This is a genomic window from Brevundimonas sp. GW821-FHT10E09 (assembly GCF_058809375.1).
The window spans coordinates 13524-39228 of record NZ_JBXASO010000010.1; the positions used below are offsets into that span (position 1 = coordinate 13524).

Genomic DNA, 25705 nt, shown 5'->3' on the forward strand with positions numbered 1-25705 from the left:
GACGGTGATGGCGCGACGGGCGGCGACGAAACGGATCGAGACGCAGGCGACGCAGGCCGTGGATCCGGCCCAGCAGTTCCTGCGGCTGATGAGCCACGAGATGCGCACGCCGCTGAACGGCGTGCTGGGCATGATCAACCTCCTGCAACGCACCCGGCTGGACGGCGCCCAGCGCGCCTATGCCGAGAATGCGCGCCAGTCGGCTGAACATCTGCTGGGCCTGGTCAATGACCTGCTGGACTACGCCCGGCTGGAGGCGGGGTCGCTGGAGTTCGACCTGGCGCCGGTCGATCTGGAAGGCCTGGTGCGCGGCGTCGCCGAACTGCTGAGCCCGCGCGCCCACGACAAGGGGCTGGAGATCGTCTGGTCGGTCGCCGCCGACGCCCCCGACATCCTGGCCGACGAGGGCCGGCTGCGACAGGTGCTGTTCAATCTGGCCGGCAATGCGGTCAAGTTCACCGAGACCGGCGGCGTGCGTCTGTCGGTCGAACGCGTCACCCCGGATCCCACCGACATGGACGACGGGCGCGTCCGCCTGGCCTTCATCATCGACGACACCGGCCCCGGCGTGCCGGCCGAAGCCCGCGCCCGCATCTTCGAGGAGTTCGGCCACGCCGATTCCTCCGACGCCGTGCGCCATGACGGCGCGGGCCTGGGCCTGGCGGTGGTGCGCAAACTGGCGACGGCGATGGGGGGGACGGCTCGGGTCGAGGATCGACCGCACGGCGCCGACGCGGATGCTCGCGGCGGAGCCCGTTTCCGCTTCGAGGCCGGTTTCCTGCCCGTCGCCGGCCCGCGCGACACCCCGCTGCACGGCCAGACGGTCTGCATCGACTCGCCCGATTCCTTCGTCCGCGCCGCCGCCGCCGATCAGATCAAGGCGTCCGGAGGCAGGGTCGCCGCCAAGGCGCCGGTGACCCTGGTCGACCATGCGGGCGCCCCCGCCGGCGACCTGGCGCCTCTTCCGCCCGCAGGGCGGGGCGTCGTGCTGCTGAAACCGTCCGAACGGGACCTGATCCCCCGCTATCGGGCCGCCGGCTTCCACGGCTATCTGATCAAGCCCCTGCGCCGGGCCTCCCTGGCCGAACGGGTTCTGGCCGCCGTGGGTGCGGACCCCGCCGCCCCGACCGCCGTCGCCGCGCCCGAAGACGACCGCGTGGTCCCCGCCCGGTTCGCCGGCGTCCGCGTGCTGCTGGCCGAGGACAATCCGGTCGGCGCCCTTCTGGCCCGCACCCTGCTGCGGCGCGAAGGCTGCACCGTCGAGACCGCCGCCACGGGCCATGAGGCCGTCGCCGCCCTGGCGCGCGCCCGCTATGACCTGGTCTTCATGGACATGCGGATGCCGGGCATGGACGGTCCCGCGGCCGCCCGCGCCATCCGCGCTGCGGGCGACGCCACCCCCATACTGGCCCTGACCGCCAACGCCTTCGCCGAGGACCGGCGCCTGTGCCTGGAGGCCGGAATGAACGACCATCTCGTCAAGCCGCTGGACGCCGAGGCCTTGCGCGCCGCCCTGGCCTGCTGGACGAAACGCGACATCCGCGCCAAGGTCGGCTGAGTTACAGGCGCCCGCGATTCCGGCCGCCGCCGGAGCCGTGCATGACCGATCAAGCCACCCCCGCCGAAGAAGTCGCAGCCCTGCGGCCTCAGCCCAAGGGATTTGGCGTCATCAAGGCCGCCTTCCGCGAACGTCGGACCTTGGCCATGCTTTTGCTTGGGTTTTCGGCCGGTCTTCCGTTCGCCATGCTGTTCGGCACCCTGAACGCCTGGCTTTCGGAGGTCGATGTCTCGGTCGCGACCATCGGCATCCTCTCCTGGGTGGGTCTTTTCGGCGCCTTCAAGTTCCTTTGGTCTCCTGCGGTGGGGCTTCGGCTGCCGCTGGTCGCACGAATGGGCCGGCGCCGGTCCTGGCTGGTCGTTTGTCAGTCGGTCCTCGCCCTGGTCTTCATCGTCATCGCCGCATCGCATCCGACAGGCGGCGCGATCGGTGTCCTGGCCATGGCTGCAGCCGTCGGCGCCTTCGCCTCCGCCACCCAGGACATCGTCATAGATACCTGGCGGATCGAGGCGGCCGATGACGGCCTGCCTGTCGATCTTCTGTCATCGGTCTATCAACTGGGATTCCGCACGGCGGCCCTGGTCGGCGGAGCCGGCGCCCTGGTCCTGGCCGATACGGCCGGCTGGCCGGCGACATTTGTGGCGGCGGCTGTCCTGATGGGGCTTGGCCTGGCCGGAAGCTTGATCGCGCCGGAACCGGCCGTCGTGGCCGATCAGGCCGTGGCGCGCGAGCGGGTCGGCTCGCCTCGGCTTCGCCGGGCCGCCCTGCTGGTCACCCTGGCGGCCTGGGCCTGGGCGGCCTTCATGTTGATCCGTTTCATGATCACCGCCCTGACGACCGTGCCCGCGCCGAGCGCGGGTCAGTTCATCCAGTCCTGGGGACCCGGCATTGTGGCGGCGGCGGTTCTGCTTCCGGCCGCTCTCGCCGGCGCCTTGGTCTGGCGCGGCCGGTCAGCGGTCTCGACGGGTCAGGAGTCGATGGGTGTCGGGGATCGATTCTATGATGCGATCCTCGCGCCCCTCGTCGAATTGATGGGTCGGCTCGGCTGGGGCGCCTTGATCGTCCTGGGCCTGGTGCTCAGCTATCGGATCACCGACGGCGTCTGGGGGCCGTTCGCCTATCCCTTCTATCTTGGTACGGAGGGCGGCGGCCTGGGGCGGACGATGACGGAAGTTGCTTTGGCGTCCAAGACTTTCGGCGTCGTCATGACCATCCTGGGCATCGGCCTGGGAGGTTGGGCTCTGGTCGTCGTCGGCCGCATGCCCTGTCTTCTGATCGGCGCAGTCCTCAGCGCCGCCACCAACCTACTGATGATGGACCTTGCGATGGGCGCGCCCGTCATCGACCCCTTCATGAGGGCGACGGGCCTCTACGGCCTGTTCGGCGCATTCGGAGTCGGAGAACCGTTGGCGCGTCTGATGGCCGCAATCGCCGGCGAGAATATCGCGGGCGGCTTCGCGGGCGCGGCTTTCGTCGCCTATCTGTCCGCCCTGTCCAACAGATTGTTCGGCGCGGTGCAGTTCGCCGTCTTTGCGTCCTTGGCCCTGCTTATCGGAACACTGGGGCGCGCGCCGTTGGGAGAACTGGTTGACCGCGAAGGCTTCGCGCCCATGTTCCAGTTCGCAGCCCTTATCGGGCTGGTCGCCGTCGCCTTCTGCCTACTGGAATGGGTTCGCCTTACGTTCGAACGCCGCAAATTGGAGCGTGCGACCGTCGGCGCCGCCGACTAGTCCGCTTCTGGTCGGATTACGAGACGGACGACGCCCAAGAAAAGGCCCGCCGGACGCCGGCGGGCCTTCTTCGTTCCAGCGTTGGCCGGTCCTAGTGCTTGGCGTTTTCGGCGCCCTGGCTGACCGCCGAACCGGCTGCGGAGACATCGCGGCCGACGCCCGAGATGGTGTTGCAGGCCGACACGGCCAGGGCGGCGGCGACGATGGAGAGGGCGATGATCTTGCGCATGGTGAAAACCCGGATGTTATGGTCAAGCTGTCCCCCAACGCCGCGCCTGGGCATAGGTTGCATCAAGCGGCGCCATATCGCGATTTCGACCGATCCCTGTTGGATCGTCGTGACGCTGCCGTGCTGACACGCTTGCGTCGGACGGGCGACGCCCCGAAGGTGGACGCCTGTTCTTCGAGGGGTTGTCCATGCGTCGTCTTCTGATCTCGTCCGTCGCCGGCCTGGCGCTGCTGTCCGGCGTTCCGGCCCTGGCCCAGACGCCAAACGTAGCGCCGACCGCCGCGCCGTCGCCCCAGGCCCAGAGCGAGGACGCGCGGCTGAACACCTTCTTCGAAGAGGCTTTCCAGGCCCGCATCGCCCTTAGCCCGCAACAGATGACCTCGCTGGGCATCAAGACCGACTATGACAGGCTGGACGACGTCTCGGACGCCGCCGCAGACCGCGCCCTGGCCCTGTCCGAAAGCCAGCTGGCCCGGTTGAAGACCGAGTTCGATCCCGAGAAACTGGGGCCTCAGGCGCGGCTGTCGTGGCGGATGTTCGAGTATGGCGTCCAGCAGGCGCGACTGTCGAACCAGTGGCGCGACTGGGGCTTTCAGTTCGCCGCCAACGGCAATCCGACCACCAGTCTGCCCGTCTTCCTGATCAACAATCACCGCGTCTCCAGCGTCGCCGACGCCGAGGCCTATGTCGCCCGGCTGCGCGCCGCCCAGGTCCGGATGGGCCAGGTCGCCGACGAACTGCGCCAACGCGCGGCGGCCGGCGTGGTGTCGCCCCGCTTCGTCTTTGCACCCTCCATCGCCAATACCCGCAACGTCATTTCCGGCGCCCCGTTCGACGATGGGCCGGACAATCCGGTCTGGGCCGACTTCAACAAGAAGGTCGCGGCGCTGGAGGCCGACCAGGCGACCAAGGACCGGTTGCTGTCCGAGGGACGCGCCGCCCTGACCGGCCCCTACAAGGCCGGGTTCGACACCGTGCTGGCGGCCCTGGCCGAGGTTCAGCCTCTGGCCGACAGCGACGCCGGCGTATGGCGCCTGCCGCAGGGCGAGGCCTATTACAACGCCCGGCTCCAGCTCTCGACGACGACCGACCTGACCGCCGACCAGATCCATCAGATCGGCCTGGACGAGGTGGCCCGCATCCAGGCCGAGATGGAAGTCATCAAGGCCCAGGTCGGCTTCACCGGCACGCTGCAGGACTTCTTCGTCTTCCTGAAGACCGATCCGCGCTTCCAGTATCCGAACACGCCGGAAGGCAAGGAACAGTATCTGACAGACGCGCGCGGCTTCATCGCCCAGGTGATGGCGGCGGCCCCTCAGTGGTTCTCGACCCTGCCCAAGGCGGCGCTGGAGGTGCGGGCGGTCGAACCGTTCCGCGAGGCGACGGCCTCTATCGCCTTCTATAATTCGCCGGCGCCGGACGGGTCGCGGCCGGGCATCTATTACGTCAACCTGTCGGACATGACCCAGGTGCTGAAGCCCCAGATCGAGGGCATCAGCTATCATGAGGGCGCGCCCGGCCACCATTTCCAGATCGCCTATGCGCAAGAGATCGAGGGCCTGCCCCGCTTCCGCCGCTTCGGCGGCTACGGCGCCTACGCGGAAGGGTGGGGGCTGTACGCCGAACAGCTGGGCAAGGACATGGGCTTCTATCAGGACCCCTATTCCGATTTCGGCCGGCTCTCGACCGAGCTGTGGCGGGCGGTGCGGCTGGTGACGGACACGGGCCTGCACGCCAAGCGCTGGAGCCGGGAACAGGCGATGGACTATTTCCGCCAGAACTCCCTGCTGTCGGAACGCGACATCGAAAAGGAAGTCGAGCGCTACATCACCAACCCCGGCCAGGCGACCAGCTACAAGATCGGCGAGTTGAAGATCGAGGAACTGCGCGACCGGGCCAAGGCGGCGCTGGGTGATCGGTTCGACATCAAGGACTTCCACGCCGTGGTCCTGGGCTCCGGCTCGGTGCCGTTGGACGTGCTGGAAGACCAGGTCGATGGCTGGATCGCGGCGGGCGGCGGGGCGCCGACGACCTAGACACGCCTTTCTCCCTCCCCCTCGGGGGAGGGGGGTCGTGGAGCGACCGGGTGGGAGCGGCCCGGCAGGGACGCACTTGAATGATGTCGGAAAAATTGCCGAGGACGGCGCTTTGCCGCCCCCACCCGACCTCGCTTCGCTCGGTCACCCTCCCCGGAGCGGGGAGGGAAAGGTCTGGAGTCGGATTTTTCCGACTTTATGTGTATGAGCCGCCGCCATGCCCTTTACCGCAACCGTTCTGACCATGTTTCCCGAGGCCTTTCCCGGCCCGCTCGGCGTGTCGCTGATCGGCACGGCCTGGCGCGAGAAAGGCTTGTGGAGCCTGGATACGGTTGACATTCGCGCCTTTTCCACAGATACGCGCGGCTTCCTGGACGACACCCCTGCGGGTGGCGGCCCGGGAGCCGTGCTTAAGGCGGACGTGGTGGCTCGGGCGGTCGATAGCCTGCCGGGACCGAAACGGCCGCTTTTGTACATGAGCGCCCGGGGTCGGCCCCTGACCCAGGCGCGCGTCAAGGAATGGGTCTCGCCTGAAAAGGGTGGGGCCGACGGAATCGTCGTGCTGTGCGGCCGTTTCGAGGGGGTGGATCAGCGGGTGCTGGACGCACGCGGGTTCGAGGAGGTCTCGGTCGGAGACGCGGTGCTCGCCGGCGGCGAGGCGGCGGCCATGGTCGTGATCGAGGCGTGCGTAAGACTGATCCCCGGCGTACTCGGCGCGGCAGACAGCCTGTCGTCCGAAAGCTTCGAGGATGGGCTTCTGGAACACCCGCAGTACACGCGACCGCGGACGTTCGAGGGGCTTGAGATACCCGAGGTGCTGCTGTCGGGCGACCACAAGAAGGTCGCCAAATGGCGCGAGGCGCAGCGGGAAGAGACCACGCGGGAGCGACGACCAGACCTCTGGGAAGCGCATCTCGCCAAATCACAGGCAAAGAGCGCAAAGCTCGAGGAGAAATGACATGAACATCGTTCAACAGCTGGACGCCGAAGAAAAAGCCCGCGTCCTGGGCGAACGCACCATCCCGGTCTTCCAGCCCGGCGACACCCTGCGCGTCAACGTGAAGATCAAGGAAGGCGAGCGCGAGCGCGTCCAGGCCTTCGAAGGCGTCTGCATCGCCCGTGACGGCGGCGGCATCAGCGAGACCTTCACCGTCCGCAAGATCTCGTTCGGCGAAGGCGTCGAGCGCAAATTCCCCATTCTGTCGCCGAACATCGAGTCGATCGAAGTGAAGCGCCGCGGCGTCGTGCGTCGCGCCAAGCTCTATTATCTGCGTGATCGTCGCGGCAAGTCGGCCCGGATCGCCGAACGCCAGACCGTCCGTCCCGCCAAGGGCGTCGTGGTTCCGGAAACCGGTTCGGCCGCCAAGGGCGACGAAGCCTGATTTGACATTGTCGCGCGCGGCTTGAGCGCGGATCGTGCTGAAATGACGAAGGCCCCGGCGACAGCGCCGGGGCCTTTTTCATGCGCGATGACTGACCCTACTGCGGGTACAGGGGATTGGACGCGTCCCTCTGGCCTTCCAGGCTGCGATTCAGGTCGTGAACCTCGTCATGATCGGCCTTCACCAAGGCGTAGGCCCGACGGATGGTCTCGCGGGTCGTGGCCGAAATGCTGGCGTCTTCCAGCGCCCTTTCGAACTTGGCGGCGATGAAGCCTTCGCCGCTGTCGATGGAGCCGACGACCGTGTCGTCGTTGCGCAGCAGGGCGTGTTTGACGTCGAGAAAGGCGCGGTGGGCCTTGGCCAGGATCGAGCCCTTGGATTCCGGGTCGCCGCCCAGGCCCCGCACGGCCTCGGACAGGTCGTCCGCTACCTGCTGGCGTTCGATGCTGCGGCGCTCGAACAGGCTGGTGTAATCGGGATCGCGGGATTCCACGGCGGCTTCGCCATAGCCGTCGGCGCTGTCCAGGGTCGTCTCGATCAGGCTGTTCAGAACCTTGATGTCGTGGGCGTTGGGATTGGTCATGTCTTGCGTTCCTCCGCGATTGCGGTCGAACGGCGGAATGGCTGGGCGAGGCCTTGGTTGCCGCCCCGCGACATCAAAGTTTGGTGCGCAGGGACCACAGTTCCGGGAAGCAGCGCTTGGTCAGGGTCGAGGCCAGATAGGCCGCACCCTCGGTGCCGCCGGTGCCGCGCCGCCGGCCGATGATCCGCTCGACCGTGACGACGTGCTTGTGCCGCCAGGTCAGCAGGGCGTCGTCCAGATCGACCAGCTTCTCGGCCAGCTGATACAGGGCCCACCAGCGCTCGGTGTCGCGATAGACCTCCAGCCAGGCCGCCTCCACCGCTTCGGACGGCTCATAAGGCTGGGTCACGTCGCGGTTCAGCACCTCGGCCGGGATAGGCAGCCCCGCCTGGGCCATCTGGGCCAGGGCGTCGTCGTACAGGCTGGGGGCCGCGATGGCGGCTTCCAGCGCGGCCAGGGCCTCTGGCCGGTCCGCGTGGAACTTCAGGAAGCTGGCGTCCTTCAGGCCCAGCATGGCCTCGAACCGGCGGAACTGGTCGCTCTGAAAGCCCGAGGAGGAGCCCAGCGAACCCCGGAACCGCAGATAGTCCGACGGGGTCATGGTCGAAAGAATGTCCCAGCTGTGGGTCATCACCGCCTGGATGCGCGAAACCCGGGCCAGGCTCTTGTAGGCCGGGACCAGGTCGCCGGCGCGAACCAGCTGCTGGGCCAGGGCTGTCTCGTGCAGGATCTGCTTCAGCCACAGCTCCTTGGTCTGGTGGATGACGACGAACAGCATTTCGTCATGCTGATCCGACAGCGGATGCTGGGCCGAGAGCAGGTCGTCCAACGCCAGATAGCCGGCGTAGGTGATGTCGCTGGATTGGGTCATGCGCCGCTATCGCCCGCGGGGGGCGGATGCGCAAGCCGGCCTAGTGCTGGCCCTGGCTCGAAGCGTTCGACGCGATCTGACGACCGGCGTCGAAGGCGTCACGGGCGCCTTTGTAGATGAAGCCGTAGGTCGGATAGACGGTCGTGCCCAGGCCGTTGATCGGATTGTACCAGACCTTGACCTGAGACCAGTCGTTGGACGGCGAGACGTCCACGACGGTGACGTTTTCCTCGACCTTGCCGCGGCTGCCGCCCCAGTTGGCGTGGGTCACGCGCACGACCCGGTCGGTCAGGATGTCGGAGACGACGGCGACATGGCCCCGGCTCATCCGGCCTTCGGGACGGAAGACCAGGACCGAACCCGTTTCGGGCGCGTCGCCGGTGCGGAACTTCTCGGTGGCCTGACGCCACCAGGTCCAGGCGTCGCCGAAGATGTTGATGCCCGAGAACATGCGGGCGAAGGTCACGCACTGCCAGTACGGCTCATCGGCCTTTGCGGAAACGGGGGTGACGCCCAGCGCAAAAAAACCGAGGGTCGCCGCAACCGCGGCGGCTTTGAGCCGTTTCATCATGCTGAGGTCTCGTCCCGACTGCCGATGGTCTTTTTAGACCATAGGAAATTAGGATTGAAAAACCCTTTTCGGCGTATCGCCGTCCTGCGGTTTGTCGCTTGACGCTGTTTTGCGTCCTTGCGCCATCCCTCTCAAAGCCTTGCGAGCCGGGTGTTCCACGAGGTGGTAGGACAGGGCCGCCACGACCGGCAGAAGCGCCAGAATCGCCAACCACACGAAAAGTTGAAGCTGCTTGTCCGGGGCGTCGGTCAGCTTGGCCGCGAGGTTAACGGCCAGAAGTTTCCAAGGCACGCAGACCATATAGACCGAATAGCTGATCTCCCCCAGATAGACCGCCGGCCTGGACGCCAGCCATCCGGCCCGCTCGTTCGGCAGTGAGGCCAAGGACAGGATCAGGGCGCCGGCCAGCAGAACGGTGATCCCGTCCCATAGGCCGAGCGCCGCGCTCAACACCATCAGACCGAACGACACGGCCGAGGCGGTCCAGGGCGCCTTCAGCGGCGCCTTGCGATAAACCAGGTACAGGGCGCAGCCCAGGGCGAAACAGGGCACGATCCGCAAGGCGCCCCAGCGGATGGTCGCCTCGGTCAACGAAAAGCCCGCGACGCGCTCGAACCCGTAATACAGCACCGTCAAGAAGGCGGCCGTACCGACCACGGCCGCTACCGGCTTCTCACGCGCACGCCAGAAGACGAAGGCGAACAGGGGGAAACAGAGATAGGCGAACCATTCCGCCGAGATCGACCAGGACGGATGGTTCCAACCGGCGACGGGGGCCAGGCCCCAGGCGTGGACCATCAGCAGATTGGCCGGAAGCGAGACCCACGACAGCACATTGCCGTCCACGCTCATCCCGGCGACCAGGGCGACGGCGGCCAGCAACCCCACCCCGACCAGGGTCGCCACATGCAGGGGATAGACCCGCGCCACCCGCGCCCACAGGAAGCCGCGATACGAAAACCGCTTCTCGCCGGCCGACTGAAGATAGACGTGGCTGAGGATGAAGCCGGACAGGACGAAGAACAGTTCGACCCCCAGATAGCCCTTGTCGACAAGGCCGGACGACCCGGCGCCGGCCAGGTTTTCCCAGTAGGTATAGACGGCCACCCAGATCGCCGCGCCGAAACGCAGGGCGGTGATGGGGCGCAGGTCGGCGGGCGTCTGGACGGGGGTCATGGTCTCACCTTGGCACGTCGGGCTTTGCGAACCGTGAAGGCCCGCAAGCGCCGTGCCTTGGCCACCCTATCCCACCCAGGTTCCGTGGAAGCCTGCGGGGAGGGCCGTGTCCGCCTGCCAGGTCGCCACCGGCCCGTCCTCGACATGGGCCGCGTCGAAGACGTGCAGTTCGGTGCGCCCGGCCTTCAGATTGACCGACGGTCCGACCAGCCAGGCGTCGGTCTCGGCCGTGGCGCCGGGCTTGGGCACGAAGACCGTCTCCTCAACGATCTGATGGAGGCCGAAGGTGAAGCCGTGCGACCGGCCGCTGTCCCAGTCCTGAACCGCCAGGCCCGTGGGCAGGGGGCGCCCGGGCGTCTCGCCGCTGGTGTGGACGGTCAGGCTGCGTTTCAGCCCCAGACGACGGGGGTCGGCCTTTGGAAACTCGCCGACGGCGTCGGTCGTCAGCATGTCAGCCTTGCCGTCGGGGCGCAGGGTGACCAGGGCCAGTTTCGCTGGGTCGCCCGGCACGACGCCATGGCCTTCGACCAGCACCCGCGCGCCGGCGACGGCGAAGCGCGGATCGCCGCTGGCGGCGACGTCGAAACGGATCGTACCGTCGCGTTCGGCCCAGGCGTCGCCCAGATGGAAATGGAAGAAGCCCGGCAGCTCATAGAGGCGTGACTGCGTGAGGTCGTCCTTGTCCAGCACCATGACCTGTGTCCCGGTCTCCGGACGCCACACCAGGCCATTGATGACGGGCATGGCCTGGCGTTCCTGGATCCAGGGCTGAAGCACCAGGATCAGGTGCCGGTCGGTGGCGGTGAAGTCGTGCATATAGCTGGCGCGCGGCAGGCGGACGATCTCGGCCCGGTTCAGTCCGCCGTCGGCGTTCAGCCGCCAGATCACGGCTTGGGCGCCGGCCGTGCCCACGTTCCAGATCGAGCCGTCGGGCGCGCGCCGAGGGTGGGCCTGGAACGGCATGCCTTTCAGATCGTCCCGCAGGGTGACGAAGCCCTGGGTCGACAGGTCGGACGCATCCATCGCCAGGGGCGAACCGCCTTCCCACAAGGCCCAGATCTGGTTTCCCACCGCCAGGACGGCCGTGTTGGCGGCGCTGGCGTCGTCGTTCGAGTTGACCCGCGCGCGTGGGTCGCCGCCGGTCCCGAAGCCCGGGGTCACGACGGCGTCCAGTTCGGTCTCGACCCGGCGCTTGGGCGTATCGGCGAACCGGGCCTCCAGCGTGGCCTGGCCGTCATGGATGCGGAAGGCCCGCATCAGGCCGTCGCCGTCGAACCAGTGGGTGACGGACCCGCCCGGCCGTCGGAACCGACCGGGTCCGTTGCGGAACAAGGCGCCCTCCAGCCCCGCCGGCGCCCGGCCGTGGATCAGGCGCATCGTCTGACGCGGCAGATCGCCCTCGACGTCGCGGGTGGCCAGGGCCCAGTCCGCCTGGGCGGCGGCGTCGAGGGCGGCGGCGGCGCGGACCATCTCGGGCGTGGCGACGGCGGCTGAAAGCGCGGCGGCGCCCATCAGGAAGGAACGGCGTGAAGGGGTCATGGTCCGGCTCCGGGCTTAGGTCTGGTTACTTCAGGCTGATGGTCTGGGCGACGGCGCCGGTCGCCGCGAACTTCGCGCGCTCCCACGAGGCCGGCCCCATGTTTCCGACGGCGTTGTTGGAGAAGGCGAAGGGCTCGATCGGCATGCCGAATGGGTTGGTGTTCATCTTCCCGTCGCCATCGATGTCGTGAAAGGCGCGCATGGCGTAGTCGCCGTCCGGCAGGTCCTCGAACCGGACCTGTTTGGAAGCGGCTGCTGCGTCCACCATGGCGTAACGAACCGGCTGGCCCTCGCCGCCGTAGTTGGCCTCGCTGTTGAAAAGGGCGACCATGATCCGCCCGGTCGGCGCAGCGACGTCGAAGTCGAAGGTGATGTCTGCGGCCAAGGCGGAGGTCGACGCCAGGGCGGTTGCAAGAGCGGCGGAAGCGCAAAGGGCGGAAAGGGTCTTCATGCGGGCGTCCTGTTCATGCCGGGCCGCCGACCGGCCCTCGATGACTGGACCCTGAAGACGAGGGCACGCCTTCGCCATCGGACATGCGGGAGCGACCACCCGGCCTTCGTGAATGACCGTCTCCGCCGCCGACGATGCGCGTGTCGCCGCCCGCTCAAGGCGTTTTTGCGCCCCATCTCGCCGCTACAGCGCGTTACATGTCGAAACGCGCGCGACATCAGTCCCAGCCGGGCCTGTGGCAGTCTGTACGCGTTACGGCCTGGTGGCGGAGTGGCTACGCGGCGGGCTTGCAAGCCCGAAAACCCTCCGTTCGACTCGGAGGCCAGGCCTCCATCCTCTCCTTGCAGTCAGAGGAAGGAGTAGGGATCGACGTCCACCGTCAGTCGGACCGAGGCGGGGACCTTCACCCGCGCCAGCCAGGCGCGCAGAAACGCCTGAAGATTCACGTCGCGGTCCGCCCGCACCAGCAACCGCTTGCGGCGCCGTCCGCGCACCAGGGCCAGGGGGGCGTCGGCGGGGCCATAGACCTCCAGCCGTTCGGCGTTGGGAATGGCCTGGGCCAGGTCGGCGGCGACCTTCTCCACCGCGGCCGCATTCTCGCTGGACAGGATGATCGCCGCCAACCGGCCGAAGGGGGGCAGGGCGGCGGCTTCCCGCTCGGCCATCTCCGCCTCGACGAAGGCGTCGCGGTCGCCGGCCGCCAGGGCCATCAACACCGGATGTTCGGGGGTCCAGGTCTGCAAAATGGCCCGCCCCGGCCGGTCGGCGCGACCCGCCCGTCCCGTCGCCTGGGCCAGCAGTTGATAGGTCCGTTCGGCCGCCCGCAGGTCGCCGCCCCGCAAACCCAGATCTGCATCCACCACCCCGACCAGGGTCAGACGGGGGAAGTTGTGCCCCTTGGCGGCGGCCTGGGTGGCGACCAGGATGTCGATCTCGCCGTCGGTCATCCGCTGGATCAAGGCCCGCGCAGACTTGGCGTCGGGCGCGGTGTCGGAGCTGAACACCGCCGTCCGCGCCTCGGGGAACAGCTGGCGCACCTCCTCCTCGACCCGTTCGACGCCGGGGCCGACCGAGACCAGCGAGTCCTCCGCTCCACATGACGGGCACAGTTTGGGCCGGGCCATGGAAAAGCCGGTCAGGTGACAGACCAGACGGCCGGTGTACCGGTGCTCGACCAGCCAGCTGTCGGTGTCCGGCGCCGTCAGCCGGTGCCCACAGACGCGGCACAGGACGACGGGCGCATAGCCGCGTCGGTTCAGGAACAACAGGGTCTGCTCGCCCCGCGCCAGGGTCTCGGCCACCGCCGTACGCAGGGGCTGGGACAACCAGGTCTGGGGATCAGGCGTGTGCTGGCGCAGGTCCAGCAGTTCGATATCGGGCATGACCGCCACCCCGTGCCGGGCGCCCAGCTTCAGCCAGTCGTAACGCCCGGCCTGGGCGTTCCACAGTGTCTCCAGCGACGGCGTCGCCGAGGCCAGGACCACCGCCGCCCCCTCGATCCGCGCCCGCGCCACCGCCAGATCCCGTCCGTGATAGACCAGACCCTCTTCCTGTTTGAACGAACTGTCGTGCTCCTCGTCCACCACGATCAGCCGCAGATCGACGAAGGGCAGGAACAGGGCCGAGCGGGCGCCGACCACGATGTTGCACCGGCCGGCGACCACCGCCTCCCACACCTGGCGGCGACGGGGCGGGGCGACGCCGGAATGCCATTCGGCCGGGGCGGCGCCGAACCGGGCCGTGATCCGCTCGATCAGGGCCTGGGTCAGGGCGATCTCGGGCAGAAGGATCAGGATCTGCGCCGCCGGATCGGACCGCAGCACCCGCGCGATCGCCTCCAGATAGGCCTCGGTCTTGCCCGACCCCGTGACCCCGTCCAGCAGGAAGGGCCGGAACCCGCCGCCCGTCACCCCGGCCGCCAGGGCCGAAGCCGCCGCCGCCTGGTCGCCGTTCAGGGTCGCCGGCGCATGGTCGGGATCGGGCCGTTCGAACGCCGCCTCGGCCGCGATTTCGATGATCTCCAGCACCCCCTCGTCGATCAGGCCCTTGACCAGGCCGGACGACACGCCGGCGGCGCGCGCCAGATCGGCGCCCGCCATGGCGCGCTCGCCAAGGGCTTCCAGCACCCCCGTCCGGGCCGGGGTGGCGCGCGCCGGCTGGCGGTCGCCGACCCGCCGCACGCGGCGTTCCGGCTTGGGGCGTGGCGCGCGCAGCCCCTTCAGTGCGGTCGCCGCCATCTCGCCGGGCGGCGACAGGGTCCAGCGCCCGGCCCATTCGACGAAGTCCATCACCCCGGCCGGTAGCGCAGGGTCGTCCAGTCTCGACTCGACCGATTTCAGCCGCCGGTTGGAGCCGGTGGTCTCGAACACCTCGGCCACCACGCCTCGGATCAGACGCGGCCCCAGGGGCACTGCCACCTGATCGCCGCGCGCCAGCGTCATGCCTTCGGGCGCCTCGTAATCGAAGGCTTCCGGCACGGGCAGGGGAATGAGGACCGAGGCGACTTTCACCGAACTTCGCCCTCGGCTATGAAGCCGTCCATGAAACTCTTTCTCGATACCGCCGACGTCGCCGTCATCAAGGACATGGTCCCCACCGGAATGGTGGACGGCGTCACCACCAATCCGTCGCTGATCGCCAAGTCGGGTCGGAACATCGCCGAGGTCATCGCCGAAATCTGCGCCCTGGTCGAGGGGCCGATTTCCGCCGAGGCCGTCTCGCTCGATTTCGAGACCATGGTCAAGGAGGGCGACAAGCTGGCCGCCATCGCCCCGAACGTGGTCGTGAAGCTGCCCCTGACCTGGGACGGCCTGCGCGCCTGCCGCGTCTTCACCGACAAGGGGATCAAGACCAACGTCACCCTGTGCTTCTCGGCGGCCCAGGCGCTGCTGGCGGCCAAGGCCGGCGCCACCTTCGTCTCGCCCTTCGTCGGCCGGCTGGAAGACAATGGCGCCGACGGCATCGCCCTGCTGGAGGAAATCCGCGTCCTGTATGACGTGCACGGTTTCGAGACCCAGATCCTGGCCGCCTCGCTGCGCAACGTCGCCCATGTGGCCGCCGCCGCCGTGGCCGGATCGGACGCCGCCACCTTCGGCGCCGACACATTCAAGGCCCTGGTAAAGCACCCGTTAACCGACAAAGGTCTTGATGCCTTCGTGGCGGACTGGGCCAAGACCGGTCAGTCCATCCTGTAAATCGCGCGTCACGGAGAGGTCTGTTTGAGCGGCTCATTGGACCTTTTCGAAACCTCCGAGGCGGAGCCGGTCCCCCACCTGGGCGACGGCCTGCACTGGCCCGAGGTGCGCGGCTGGCTGCAGACGCATGCCCAGACCCTGCTGGACGATCGCTCCCTGCTGGAGGAGATCGGCCTGCGTCCGCACGGTCGCAATGTGGTCGAGTTTGGCGCCGCCGCCCTGACCCGGCTCGAGGCGGTGGTCGAACGCGAGACCGGCGCCCGGCGCGAGGTCGAGATGATCGCCCGGGCCAATTTCGCCGCCCAGACCCAGACCCACGTCGCCGCACTGGACCTTATGGAGGCCCGCAACCATTCCGACCTGGCGCGCCGTCTGGATGCCGCGGCCCAGGGCCGGTTCGGTCTGGCCGGCGCCGCCATCGCCATGGAAAAGCCGGGCGGCGTGCCCTTCGGCTGGCGTGCGCTGGAGACCGGCGCGGTGGACAATCTGTTGGGCGAACACGGCCTGACCTGGCTGGGCCCGATGTTCGAGGGGCTGGACCTGTTCGGCGCGGCCGGAGACCAGGTGAAGTCGGTCGCCCTGATCCGCATGGCCCCGCATCTGACGCCGGGCGAACCGCCCCGGTCCTGCCTGTGCGCCTTCGGCTCGCCCGAGGAAGCGGGTTTCACCCCGACCATGGGCTGCGAACTGGCGGCCTTCCTGGCCCGGGTGGTGGAGCGGATGGCCGAGCGATGGCCGGTGTTGAACTGACCGCCGCCGACGCCCTGCTCGCCTGGCTCGAGCATCTGGCGCACGAGCGGCGGCTGTCGCCGCGCACCCTCGAGGCCTACGGCCATATCGGTCGGCTGTATGTCGCCTTCCTCGAACGCCATCGCGGCGAGGCCCTGTCGCTGAAAGGCCTGGGAACCGTCACCGCCGCCGAGGTCCGCGCCCATATGGCGGAGCGCCGATCAGGCGATCATCCCCTGGCGGCCCGGTCCCTCAGCCAGAGCCTGTCGGCCATTCGCGGCTTTCACGCCTTTCTCGACCGGCGGCTGGACACGCCCGCCCCCCAGCTGGCCCTGGTGCGCGGCCCCCGGATCAAGCCGTCCCTGCCCCGGCCCGTGACGGAGGATCAGGCGCGCGGCCTGTTGGCCGAACCCGACGCCGACCCGGACGCCGAACCCTGGGAGGCCGCGCGCGACCGCGCCGTCCTGACCCTGCTCTACGGCTGCGGCCTGCGGATTTCCGAGGGCCTGTCCCTGACCCGGGCCGATGCTCCGTTGTGTGAGACGTTGCGTGTTCTCGGCAAGGGATCAAAGACCCGGATCGTCCCGGTCCTGCCCGCCGTCCGCGCGGCGGTGGACGCCTATCTGGCGCTTCAGCCCTTTCCGCTTCAACCGTCCGACGCCCTGTTCCGCGCCCGGCGCGGCGGTCCGCTCAGCCCGCGCCACGTCCAGGCCTCGGTCCAGCGGCTGCGCGGCCGGCTGGGCCTGCCTGAACGCACCACCCCCCACGCCCTGCGCCACAGTTTCGCGACCCATCTGCTGGGCGCCGGCGCCGACCTGCGGTCGATCCAGGAACTGCTGGGCCACGCCAGTCTCTCGACGACCCAGAAATACACCGGCGTCGATGCGGAACGCCTGCTGAACGCCTATGCGGCGGCCCATCCCCGCGCCTAGAGGGACGCCGGTTCGGTTTTAAAGACTACAGACCTGGGCGGGCGGGACGTTCCGAACGGTTCGGCTCGACCGTCCGGTACGGGCCGAACTCGCGTCCCAAGGCGCGCGGCTGATTCGGTACGTCATAGCTGATGGGGGCCGGACAGTTGTTCTGGTCGCGCCGGTCCAAAAGCAGGTAACGCCTCACCTGCCCATCATCTCGCGAGCGATCCAGCAAAGGCGCAACAGCCCCCGCCGATGACGGCGAAGCGGTCTGTGTCTGAACAAGAGGGTCGCCACACCGGATCATGGCCTGATCCACCACCGGCACGACCCGCACCATGGGCTGATCGACCGGCGGCGCCGGATGAACGATCACCGCCCCGTTCGACAGGGCCAGAATCAGCAAACTCAGCATCGGAGTCCTCCGGTTTCTGGCCCCATCCTAAACCTGCAACTGCGGATTGACTAGATCGCCCTCACCGCGCCACCGTCCAGCCGGATCAGCGAGCCGGTGACATAGGCGGCCAGGGGGCTGGCCAGGAAGGCGGCGGTGGCGCCGAACTCCTCGGTCGCGCCGATCCGGCCGACGGGGATGGATTTCACGGATTCGGCGCGGGCCTCCTGCGGCGTCACGCCGGTGCGTTCGGCCGTCGCCTGGTCCAGGCGGGCGATGCGCGGGGTGTCGATCCGGCCCGGCAGCAGGGTGTTGACCGTGACCCCGTCCGGCCCGACCTCGTTGGCCAGGGTCTTGGCCCAGGCGGCGACCGAAGCCCGCAAAGTGTTGGACACCCCCAGGGCGGCCGACGGCTCGACCACGGTGATCGAGGCGACGTTCAGGATCCGGCCCCAGCCGGCGGCCCGCATCCGCGGCAGCACCCGGTCGGTCAGGCGGAAGACCGACAGCACCATGGATTCGAAATGATCGCGCCAGACCGACGGCTCCAGCCCCGACACGCCCGACGGCGGCGGCCCGCCGGTGTTGTTCAGCAGGATCTCGATATGGCCGCCCAGCAGCTCCTCGGCCAGGTCGGCGGCCCTCATCAGGGCCTCGTGATCGGCCAGATCGGCCGTGACCACGGCCGCCTTGCCGGGGCCCATGGCGTTCAGTTCGTCGGCCACGGCCTGAAGCCTGGCCGCGTCGCGCGACAACAGGGCCACATGGGCGCCTTCGGCCACCAGGGCCGTGGCCACGGCCCGGCCCAGGCCGGACGAACCGCCGCAGATCAGGGCGCGTTTGCGCGTGAGTTTCAGGTCCATGTCGGCTCCATGCTTTGGCTCAGGCGGCGGATATCGGGTTTCCGTAGCGTCAGCGCAACGCGGCGTTAACCGACGCAGCGCACCTTCGTCTTCATGTGGCCGCCAGCAACCGTCTGGATCGGCCGTGGAGGGCCGGCCCATGTCGACCAAAATAACCTCGAGCGTGCGTCGCCACAGCGACCATTTCGAGCCGCAGGACACCGATCCGCACGAGCAGCGCCGCCTGCGCGGCCAGCTGGAGCAGATCGACTACGCCGCCTATGTCGCCAACAAGGAGCTGATCGGCCAGGCCCTGACCGGGCTGGACGCCGCCTCCCTGCAGAAACTGGCCGTCCTGACCGCCGGCGCCCGCGCCAAATGGGGCGCCGAGGCCCTGCGCCTGGCCCACTCGGGCTCGCCGGTCACCGCCGACCAGGTCGCCCGCCTGACCGCCGCCCGCACCGCCTTCGACGAACTCGCCGAAGTCTACGAGGCCCTGCGCCGGATGGTGGAGCGCGGGTATGCGGTGTTGAAGTAAGGAGACCGAGGGGTCGCCATCTCTCCCAGGAACCGCGGGGGGTGTCGTTCCGTTTGTATCGCCATGTCCCTTAGACGCACTCTTCCAATCCTTGCTCTGGCGGGCGCCGCCGTCGCCCTGACCGCCTGCGCCACCTTCCAGCGCGGTCCTGTCGGCAACACCGCCGTTCCCCAACCCGCCCAGGCCGTCGACCTGAACCGCTACGCCGGTCTCTGGTACGAGATCGGCCGCTACGAGAACGGGTTCGAGCGCGACTGCGAGGGCGTCACCGCGCGATACGCCGTGCGGGACGACGGCCTCGTGGGTATACTGAACTCATGCCGCCAGGGCGGCCTGACCGGCGAGGAGAAGACCGTCGAGGGCAAGGCCAAGATCGTCGAGGGAAGCCGGAACGCCAAGCTGAAGGTCTCCTTCTTCGGCCCCTTCTACGTAGGCGACTATTGGGTGCTCGCCCGCGCTGAAGACTATTCCTGGTCTATCGTAGGTGAGCCTTCCGGCCGCTATCTTTGGCTTCTGAGCCGCACGCCCCACCCATCTCGCGACGTCCGCGACGCCATCCTGCGCCGGACCCGAGAACTGGGCTACGACCTGTCCATGGTGCGGGAAACCCGGCAGCCTTAAGCCGCAGCCCCAAAGCCCAAGTCATTGAAGTATAACGCCTGGTGGAGCCGAGGGGAGTCGAACCCCTGACCTCGTCATTGCGAACGACGCGCTCTACCAACTGAGCTACGGCCCCGTTTCCAGTGCTGGATCGGGCCTCCAGGCGAGGCCGGGACATAGAAGGCGGGCGGGCGTGGTGTCAACGGGCTTGTGCGCGCAATCGAAGCAGGGTCGCGAGGGGCGTTGTCGGAAGGGGGCGGGACAGGCTAAAAGCGCCGCTCGCTCAAGCAGGAGAAGCGTCCATGGGTTTCGCCATCGTCTGGCTGGTCAACGCCGTCATCAGTCTGATGATCTGGTTCATCATCGCCCAGGCGATCCTGAGCTGGCTGGTCGCGTTCGACGTGATCAACTACCGTAACCGTTTCGTCTATTCGGTCGGCACCTTCCTGGACCGGATCACCGCGCCCCTGCTGGAGCCGTTCCGCCGCATCATCCCGAACCTGGGCGGAATCGACATCTCGCCCATCGTGGTGATCCTGCTGCTTCAGTTCGCCAGCGTCCTGTTCAACCGCGCCGCCGCCCCCGCCCTGATCGGGCTTCTGGGCTGAGGCCGGGCGTCGGTCCGGGCGGACACGGTGCGCAGGATTCTCATGTGCAGGGACAAATCCACCCTTGCGCCGCGCCGCCACCTTCCTAAAGGTGCCCGCCCGACCATTATAGACCACGGTTCATGAGCACGATCACCACAGTCGCCGTCCTGGGCGCCGGACAGATGGGCGCAGGCATCGCCCACGCGGTGGCCCTGGGCGGTTATTCGGTCCGGCTTTATGACGTGGCCGCCGCCCGACTGCCGCTGGCTCAGGGCGAGATCGCCGCCAGCCTGTCGCGCCATGTCGCGCGCGGCCTGATCGGCCAGGCCGACGCCGACGCAGCCCTGGCCCGCATCACCGTCACCGAGGTCATCGCCGACGCCGTGACCGGCGCCGACCTGGTGATCGAGGCCGCGCTGGAGGACGAGGCGGTCAAGAAGGCAGTCTACGCCCAGGTCGCGCCCCATCTGGGGCCGCACACCCTGCTGGCCTCCAACACCTCCTCCATTTCGATCACCCGCCTGGCCTCGGCCTCGGACCGGCCCGACCGGTTCATCGGCCTGCACTTCATGAAGCCGGCGCCGGTGATGAAACTGGTCGAGATCGTGCGCGGCATCGCCACCTCGGCCGAGACCCATTCGGCCGCTGTCGCCTTCGCCGAGAGCCTGGGCAAGACCACCACCGACGCCGAGGACTTCCCGGCCTTCATCGTCAACCGCATCCTGGTGCCGATGATGAACGAGGCGATCTTCGCCCTGTACGAAGGGGTCGGCAATGTCGCCTCCATCGACAAGGCCCTGCGTCTGGGGGCCAATCACCCGATGGGGCCGCTGGAACTGGCGGACTTCATGGGTCTGGACGTGGTCCTGGCCATCATGAACGTGCTGTACGACGGCCTCGCCGACAGCAAATACCGGCCCTGCCCCCTGCTGGTGAAATATGTCGAGGCCGGCTGGCTGGGCCGCAAGAGCGGGCGCGGCTTCTATGACTATTCCGGCGACACGCCGGCGCCGACGCGATGAGCCGGTTCGAGAGCTACAGCGACCTGCCGGGGCAGGCGACGATCCATTCGCGCCCCGCGCCCCTGTATCCGATCCTGGCGTCCGTCGCCGGCGCCGCCTGGCCGCCGCTGCTGCTGACCCTGCCGCTGTGGCCGCCCCACGCCGTCGCGCTCGGCCGTGATCTGGACTGGCGTCTCATGGTGCTGCTGATCGGACTGGTGGTGGTCCCCCTGGGTCTGTGGCGCATCATCGTCGAGCGTCGTGACAGCGGCCGGCCGGGATCACGCCTGGGCGTGGTGTGGCGGTTCATGCTGTACGGCGGACTGGCCGCGGCGGGCTTGCAGGTGGCGGTGGCCCTGGGGATGGTGATCTCGGGCTGGTTCGAGGCCGGCGACGTGATGCAGGCTCTGGGCGCGACCGAGACGACCCTGCTGATCTACGGCGTCGGGGGCCTGCCCATCGCCATGATCGTGGGCGTCAGCTACGCCCTGTGGGCCGGACTGTGCGCCGCCTTCATCGCCTTCGAGGCCAAGCCGGCGGTCAAGGACCGGCTGGGCTTGATGCCGAGGGGCTGAGGCCCGCGGCCCTTTCGGCCGCGGGATTGGGGAATCCGATGTCGATGGAAGATCAGGGGAATGACCGCGCCGTGGTCGGCGACGCCGTCCTGGCGCCGGTCGAGGCGGGCGCGCGGATCATCAGCCTCGACGTCATGCGCGGCCTGGCGGTGCTGGGCATATTGGCCGTCAATGTCGCCTCGTTCGGCCTGCCCTTCATGGTCTATGGCGACGCGGACCTCAGCCCCTTTCCCGTGACCGGCGCCAACGCCGTGGCGCGCTGGGCGGTGGATGTCTTCTTCCACCAGAAATTCATCACCCTGTTCTCGATGCTGTTCGGCGCCTCGATCTTCCTGGTCGGGGGCGAGCGGGGCGATGCGGCGCGCGGGCGTCTGCTGCGGCGGCGGCTGTTCTGGCTGGCGGTCATCGCCCTGATCCACGGCCTGGCCTTCTGGTACGGCGACGTCCTGCTGCTGTACGCCTGGTCCGGCCTGTTCGTGATGCTGATGCGGTCATTCTCCGCCCGGCTGCTGATCGGGATCGGCCTGGCCGTGACCCTGGCGCTGGGCGCGATGCAGGCGGGCGCCGCCTGGCTGATGGTCGCCGGCCCGCCGGTGGTCGTCGACGCCATGAACGAGGGCGGCCCGCAGTATTCGCTCGACGCCGTCAACGCCGCCATCGCCGCCTATCGCAGCGGCTGGGCCGGGGCCATGGGTCAGAACCTGACGGCCTGGCTTTTCCTTCAGGGCGCCAGTCTGAGCATGTTCGTCTTTTCGACCGTGGCCCTGATGATGACGGGCATGGGCCTGTTCAAGGCGGGTTTCCTCAGCGGCCGGGCGCCGACGAGGCTCTATCTGGCGGTCATCGCGGTCGGCGGCGCGGTTCTGGCCCTGCTGGGCGTTCTGGAATGGGCCGAGGTCATGGCGCCCCGGGGGAGCCACCCGACGCGCGGCCTGTCGGAGGTCGTCGCCTCCTTCCCGATCTTCATCACCCTGGCCTATGTCAGCCTGATCGTCCTGATCACCCGGCACGGGGCGTCGTGGCTGGCGCCCCTGCGGCCGGTGGGCCAGATGGCCTTCACCAACTATCTGACCCAGACCCTGATCATGACCAGCCTGTTCTACATGCCCTGGGGTCCGCGCCTGTTCGGCCAGGTGGACTATGTCGGCATGTGGGGCCTGGTGGCGGCCGTCTGGGCGGTTCAACTGGTCTGGTCGTCGCTATGGCTGGCGGCCTTCCGCATGGGGCCGCTTGAGTGGGTCTGGCGCTGTCTGACCTACGGCCGCTGGACGCCGATCCGAAAAGCGGGCTGATCGCGCTTTTATCGCAGGCGCGAAGGGATTAACTGGGGGCCATGGCCGCCCCGGATACTCCCGCCGAAACCTTCAAGCGCGCGCTGGGCCATGCCGCCCGCGCCCTGGCCGAACAGCCCGAGCTGGAGGTGGTGTTCGGTTCGGACGGACCGAAGCTGGCCGGCGGGGTCCTGACCCTGCCGCATCCGCCGCGCGATCCGTCGGGACCCGAGAGCGCGTCCCTGCGGGGCCAGGCCGACCGGCTGGCGCTGCGCCTCGCCAATCACGACACGGCGATCAACGCCCGGATGCGGCCCCTCGACACCAAGGCGGCCGAGGTGTTCGACGCGGTCGAACAGGCGCGGGTCGAGGCGGTGGGCTCCGAATATCTGGCCGGGGTGCGCGACAACATGGGCGCCGCCCTGGTCACCCGGCTGGAAAAGACCGGCGCCCTGCGCATCGCCGACGCCGACCGCGTGCCGGTGGCCGAGGCGGTGGCCCTGCTGGTGCGCGAACGCCTGACCGGCCGCCCGTCGCCCGACGGCGCCAAGTCCATGCTGGACCTGGTCCGCGCCGGCATCGAGGCCAAGGCCGGTGACAAGCTGGACGCCCTGGCGGCGACCGCCGGCGACCAGGCGGGCTTCGCCGAGAAGATGCGCGAGGTGCTGCGCGCCCTCGACCTGGATCCCGGCGACGGCCGGGGCGAAGACTCCTCCGAGGATCCCGGCCAGGACGAGCCCGATCCCCAGGACCCCGAAGCCAGCGACGAGCCGGACGAGGACGAGGACGAACAGGGCGGCGAAGGCTCCCAGTCGATGGAGGGGGACGCCGACGATCAGTCGTCGGAGGACGAACGCGACAGCCGACCCGAGGGCGCGCCCGGCGACCCGCAAGGCGACGCATCCGAGGACGGGCCGGAACTGAACGAGGGCCAGCAGCCCAATCGCCAGCAGACCGCCGACGACGGTCGGGCCGTGGATTTCTATCGCGTCTTCACCACCGCCTATGACGAGGTGGTGGACGCCGCCGACCTGTGCGACCCGATGGAGCTGGAGCGGCTGCGCAACCTGCTGGACCAGCAGCTGACCATCCTGTCCAGCGTCGTCTCGCGCCTGGCCAACAAGCTGCAGCGCCGCCTGCTGGCGCAGCAGAACCGCTCCTGGACCTTCGATCTGGAAGAGGGGATGCTGGATACGGCCCGCCTGACGCGGATCGTCACCGACCCCACCGCCCCCCTGTCGTTCAAGGCCGAGAGCGAAAGCCCGTTCCGCGACACGGTCGTGACCCTGCTGCTGGACAATTCCGGTTCGATGCGCGGGCGGCCGATCATGGTGGCGGCGGTGTGCGCCGACATCCTGGCGCGGACCCTGGAGCGGTGCGGGGTCAAGGTCGAGATCCTGGGCTTCACCACCCGGGCATGGAAGGGCGGACAGAGCCGCGAAGCCTGGATCAGCGCCGGCAAGCCCGCCAATCCGGGGCGCCTGAACGACCTGCGCCACATCATCTACAAAGCCGCCGACGCCCCCTGGCGCCGGGCCAAGAAGAACCTGGGCCTGATGATGCGCGAAGGCCTGCTGAAGGAGAATATCGACGGCGAGGCCCTGCAATGGGCCCACAACCGCCTGCTGGCCCGGACCGAGCAGCGGCGCATCCTGATGGTCATTTCCGACGGGTCTCCGGTCGACGACTCGACCCAGTCGGCCAACGCCGCCCTCTATCTGGACAAACACCTGCGCCAGGTGATCGCCGAGATCGAGGACCGGTCGCCGGTCGAGCTGCTGGCCATCGGCATCGGCCATGACGTGACCCGCTGGTACCGCAAGGCCCTGACCATCGTCGATGTCGAACAGCTGGCCGGGGCCATGACCGAGAAACTGGCCGAACTGTTCGAGGCCGAGGGGGCAGCCGGCCCCACGCGCCGGACGCGGAAGAAACTGGCCGCATGACCCGTTTACGCCGTCTGGCCGCCGTCTGGGCCGCCCTGTCGCTGACGGCCTGCGCCACCGCGCTCAGCGCGCCCCAGCCGGACCTGGCGGGGATGGACGGCTGGACCTACGCCCCGGCCCAGCTGAAGCCTGTCGGCCTCGGCCTGCCCGGCGCGGTCCTGGCGCCGGGTGTTCATTTCGCGGGCGGGGTGGAGATCGTGGCCGGCCTGGGTTCGCCGCTGCACGGTCTGTCGGACCTGAAACTGACCGGCGACGGCGGCTTCGTGGCCGTGTCGGACGCCGGAGACCTGGTGCGCGGCGAGCTGCGGCTGGACGCCCGCGGGCGGCTGATCGGCGTCGATCGTCTGGCCACGCGTCGGCTGACGCTGGAAGACGGCGGACCGATCATAGACAAGGTCGACGGCGACGCCGAGGGTCTGGCCCTGACCCGCTCGGGCGACCTGTTGATCAGTTTCGAACGCCGTCATCGCATCTGGAACTATGGCCCCCTGTCGGCCCTGAAGACGCCGACGCCCGCAGCCTCGCCTGACGCCGCCTTCCCCGACAATGAAGGTCTGGAAGGTCTGGCCGCCGCCCTTCCGGGAGACCGTCAGGACGGTTGGCGCGCGGCGGGCGAGACGGGCGGCGTCTGGGATTGCACGTCCGCCGGATGCCGCCTCGTCGCCTCGCAACCGACCGAAGCGCCCCAGGGCGCCGATTATCGCAACACCGGCCTGGATCGCGACCCGTCCGGCGACGGCTGGTTCATGGTCCAGCGCCGCTACAGCCCGCCGTTCGACATGCGGGGCCGTCTGCGTCGTCTGTCGTCAGACGGAACGCGGGGGCCGGTGCTGATCGAGCTGAAACTGCCCGGCACGACGGATAATTTCGAGGGGGTGGCGGCCGAGCGGCGCGGCCGGGCGACGCGGCTTTATCTGCTGTCAGACGACAACGCCAACCCCGCCCAGCGCACCCTTCTGCTGGCTTTCGACCTGCGCTGAGGCTG

At 68.7% G+C, this 25705-nt stretch carries 26 protein-coding genes and 2 tRNA genes; 17 read left to right on the forward strand and 11 right to left on the reverse strand.

The features are described 5' to 3' along the window. Positions 1-7 precede the first annotated feature (7 nt). Positions 8-1558: a response regulator gene (locus AC1RSI_RS10545; RefSeq protein ID WP_492322593.1), complete on the forward strand. Its 1551-nt coding sequence runs from the start codon at positions 8-10 to the stop codon at positions 1556-1558. A 41-nt stretch (positions 1559-1599) separates the two neighbouring features. Further along, positions 1600-3288, forward strand: a complete 1689-nt coding sequence (locus tag AC1RSI_RS10550; protein ID WP_492322594.1) for an AmpG family muropeptide MFS transporter — start codon at positions 1600-1602, stop codon at positions 3286-3288. 91 nt (positions 3289-3379) lie between these two features. On the opposite strand, the gene AC1RSI_RS10555 is transcribed toward AC1RSI_RS10550, so the two are convergent. Then, positions 3380-3517, reverse strand: a complete 138-nt coding sequence (locus tag AC1RSI_RS10555) for an entericidin A/B family lipoprotein (RefSeq protein ID WP_008261150.1) — start codon at positions 3515-3517, stop codon at positions 3380-3382. A 188-nt stretch (positions 3518-3705) separates the two neighbouring features. On the opposite strand from AC1RSI_RS10555, the gene AC1RSI_RS10560 reads away from it, so the two are divergent. The 3 genes from AC1RSI_RS10560 to rplS all read left to right on the forward strand — a co-directional run bounded on the left by AC1RSI_RS10560 (position 3706) and on the right by rplS (position 6935). Further along, positions 3706-5553 carry a DUF885 domain-containing protein gene (locus AC1RSI_RS10560; RefSeq protein WP_492322595.1) on the forward strand — a complete coding sequence of 616 codons (1848 nt, stop codon included), beginning with the start codon at positions 3706-3708 and terminating at the stop codon, positions 5551-5553. Between the two features lie 217 nt (positions 5554-5770). Further along, positions 5771-6511 (forward strand): tRNA (guanosine(37)-N1)-methyltransferase TrmD, encoded by a 741-nt coding sequence (gene trmD / locus AC1RSI_RS10565; RefSeq protein WP_490334308.1) that lies wholly within the window; start codon positions 5771-5773, stop codon positions 6509-6511. Position 6512: 1 nt separating this feature from the next. Then, positions 6513-6935, forward strand: coding sequence for a 50S ribosomal protein L19 (gene rplS, locus AC1RSI_RS10570; RefSeq protein ID WP_008262119.1), 423 nt, complete (start codon positions 6513-6515; stop codon positions 6933-6935). Between the two features lie 97 nt (positions 6936-7032). Here rplS and AC1RSI_RS10575 read toward each other — a convergent pair whose 3' ends face one another. The 6 genes from AC1RSI_RS10575 to AC1RSI_RS10600 all read right to left on the reverse strand — a co-directional run bounded on the left by AC1RSI_RS10575 (position 7033) and on the right by AC1RSI_RS10600 (position 12126). After that, positions 7033-7518: a PA2169 family four-helix-bundle protein gene (locus AC1RSI_RS10575; protein ID WP_008261194.1), complete on the reverse strand. Its 486-nt coding sequence runs from the start codon at positions 7516-7518 to the stop codon at positions 7033-7035. Positions 7519-7591: 73 nt separating this feature from the next. Beyond that, positions 7592-8389 carry a tryptophan 2,3-dioxygenase gene (locus AC1RSI_RS10580; protein ID WP_035309276.1) on the reverse strand — a complete coding sequence of 266 codons (798 nt, stop codon included), beginning with the start codon at positions 8387-8389 and terminating at the stop codon, positions 7592-7594. A gap of 40 nt (positions 8390-8429) precedes the next feature. After that, positions 8430-8960, reverse strand: coding sequence for a CHAP domain-containing protein (locus AC1RSI_RS10585; protein WP_008259345.1), 531 nt, complete (start codon positions 8958-8960; stop codon positions 8430-8432). A 48-nt stretch (positions 8961-9008) separates the two neighbouring features. Continuing rightward, positions 9009-10136, reverse strand: coding sequence for an acyltransferase family protein (locus AC1RSI_RS10590; RefSeq protein ID WP_035309279.1), 1128 nt, complete (start codon positions 10134-10136; stop codon positions 9009-9011). Positions 10137-10202: 66 nt separating this feature from the next. Further along, on the reverse strand, positions 10203-11675 hold the full coding sequence (locus tag AC1RSI_RS10595; RefSeq protein WP_008264272.1) for a carotenoid oxygenase family protein: 1473 nt from the start codon (positions 11673-11675) through the stop codon (positions 10203-10205). Between the two features lie 25 nt (positions 11676-11700). Then, complete coding sequence (locus AC1RSI_RS10600; protein WP_008259716.1) at positions 11701-12126, reverse strand: DUF2141 domain-containing protein; 426 nt, start codon at positions 12124-12126, stop codon at positions 11701-11703. 256 nt (positions 12127-12382) lie between these two features. On the opposite strand from AC1RSI_RS10600, the gene AC1RSI_RS10605 reads away from it, so the two are divergent. Next, positions 12383-12459: transfer RNA gene (locus AC1RSI_RS10605), tRNA-Ala, on the forward strand. Positions 12460-12473: 14 nt separating this feature from the next. On the opposite strand, the gene AC1RSI_RS10610 is transcribed toward AC1RSI_RS10605, so the two are convergent. Then, positions 12474-14636: a primosomal protein N' gene (locus tag AC1RSI_RS10610; protein WP_008258863.1), complete on the reverse strand. Its 2163-nt coding sequence runs from the start codon at positions 14634-14636 to the stop codon at positions 12474-12476. 30 nt (positions 14637-14666) lie between these two features. Between AC1RSI_RS10610 and fsa the strand changes: the two genes are divergently transcribed. Genes fsa through AC1RSI_RS10625 form a run of 3 tightly spaced genes read left to right on the forward strand, consistent with a single transcriptional unit; the run spans position 14667 to position 16981 of the window. Next, positions 14667-15320, forward strand: a complete 654-nt coding sequence (fsa, locus tag AC1RSI_RS10615) for a fructose-6-phosphate aldolase (protein ID WP_035309286.1) — start codon at positions 14667-14669, stop codon at positions 15318-15320. Positions 15321-15356: 36 nt separating this feature from the next. Beyond that, a complete protein-coding gene (locus tag AC1RSI_RS10620; RefSeq protein ID WP_008263507.1) occupies positions 15357-16070 on the forward strand; it encodes a DUF484 family protein in 714 nt (237 codons plus the stop codon). Further along, a complete protein-coding gene (locus tag AC1RSI_RS10625; RefSeq protein WP_035309281.1) occupies positions 16052-16981 on the forward strand; it encodes a tyrosine recombinase XerC in 930 nt (309 codons plus the stop codon). The genes AC1RSI_RS10620 and AC1RSI_RS10625 overlap by 19 nt, the downstream gene beginning before the upstream one ends. Positions 16982-17006: 25 nt before the next feature. Here the strand turns inward: AC1RSI_RS10625 and AC1RSI_RS10630 are convergent, their stop codons facing one another. Both AC1RSI_RS10630 and AC1RSI_RS10635 read right to left on the reverse strand, forming a co-directional pair. Beyond that, positions 17007-17378, reverse strand: a complete 372-nt coding sequence (locus AC1RSI_RS10630; RefSeq protein ID WP_008263403.1) for a hypothetical protein — start codon at positions 17376-17378, stop codon at positions 17007-17009. A gap of 50 nt (positions 17379-17428) precedes the next feature. After that, positions 17429-18220, reverse strand: coding sequence for an SDR family oxidoreductase (locus AC1RSI_RS10635; protein WP_008261776.1), 792 nt, complete (start codon positions 18218-18220; stop codon positions 17429-17431). 139 nt (positions 18221-18359) lie between these two features. Here AC1RSI_RS10635 and AC1RSI_RS10640 point away from each other — a divergent pair, with 139 nt between their 5' ends. After that, on the forward strand, positions 18360-18737 hold the full coding sequence (locus AC1RSI_RS10640; protein ID WP_035309283.1) for a hypothetical protein: 378 nt from the start codon (positions 18360-18362) through the stop codon (positions 18735-18737). A 63-nt stretch (positions 18738-18800) separates the two neighbouring features. Beyond that, complete coding sequence (locus AC1RSI_RS10645) at positions 18801-19358, forward strand: lipocalin family protein (protein WP_008259211.1); 558 nt, start codon at positions 18801-18803, stop codon at positions 19356-19358. A 39-nt stretch (positions 19359-19397) separates the two neighbouring features. On the opposite strand, the gene AC1RSI_RS10650 is transcribed toward AC1RSI_RS10645, so the two are convergent. Beyond that, positions 19398-19473: transfer RNA gene (locus AC1RSI_RS10650), tRNA-Ala, on the reverse strand. A 166-nt stretch (positions 19474-19639) separates the two neighbouring features. Between AC1RSI_RS10650 and AC1RSI_RS10655 the strand changes: the two genes are divergently transcribed. The 6 genes from AC1RSI_RS10655 to AC1RSI_RS10680 all read left to right on the forward strand — a co-directional run bounded on the left by AC1RSI_RS10655 (position 19640) and on the right by AC1RSI_RS10680 (position 25700). After that, a complete protein-coding gene (locus tag AC1RSI_RS10655; RefSeq protein ID WP_008262663.1) occupies positions 19640-19945 on the forward strand; it encodes a YggT family protein in 306 nt (101 codons plus the stop codon). Between the two features lie 122 nt (positions 19946-20067). Further along, positions 20068-20949: a 3-hydroxybutyryl-CoA dehydrogenase gene (locus AC1RSI_RS10660; RefSeq protein ID WP_008262496.1), complete on the forward strand. Its 882-nt coding sequence runs from the start codon at positions 20068-20070 to the stop codon at positions 20947-20949. Next, positions 20946-21503, forward strand: coding sequence for a hypothetical protein (locus AC1RSI_RS10665; RefSeq protein WP_008259089.1), 558 nt, complete (start codon positions 20946-20948; stop codon positions 21501-21503). Before AC1RSI_RS10660 ends, AC1RSI_RS10665 begins: the two co-directional genes overlap by 4 nt. A 38-nt stretch (positions 21504-21541) precedes the next feature. After that, on the forward strand, positions 21542-22795 hold the full coding sequence (locus tag AC1RSI_RS10670; protein ID WP_008264205.1) for a DUF418 domain-containing protein: 1254 nt from the start codon (positions 21542-21544) through the stop codon (positions 22793-22795). Positions 22796-22836: 41 nt separating this feature from the next. Next, positions 22837-24720, forward strand: a complete 1884-nt coding sequence (gene cobT / locus AC1RSI_RS10675) for a cobaltochelatase subunit CobT (protein WP_008259293.1) — start codon at positions 22837-22839, stop codon at positions 24718-24720. Next, positions 24717-25700 carry an esterase-like activity of phytase family protein gene (locus tag AC1RSI_RS10680; RefSeq protein ID WP_008262545.1) on the forward strand — a complete coding sequence of 328 codons (984 nt, stop codon included), beginning with the start codon at positions 24717-24719 and terminating at the stop codon, positions 25698-25700. Before cobT ends, AC1RSI_RS10680 begins: the two co-directional genes overlap by 4 nt. Positions 25701-25705 lie beyond the last annotated feature (5 nt).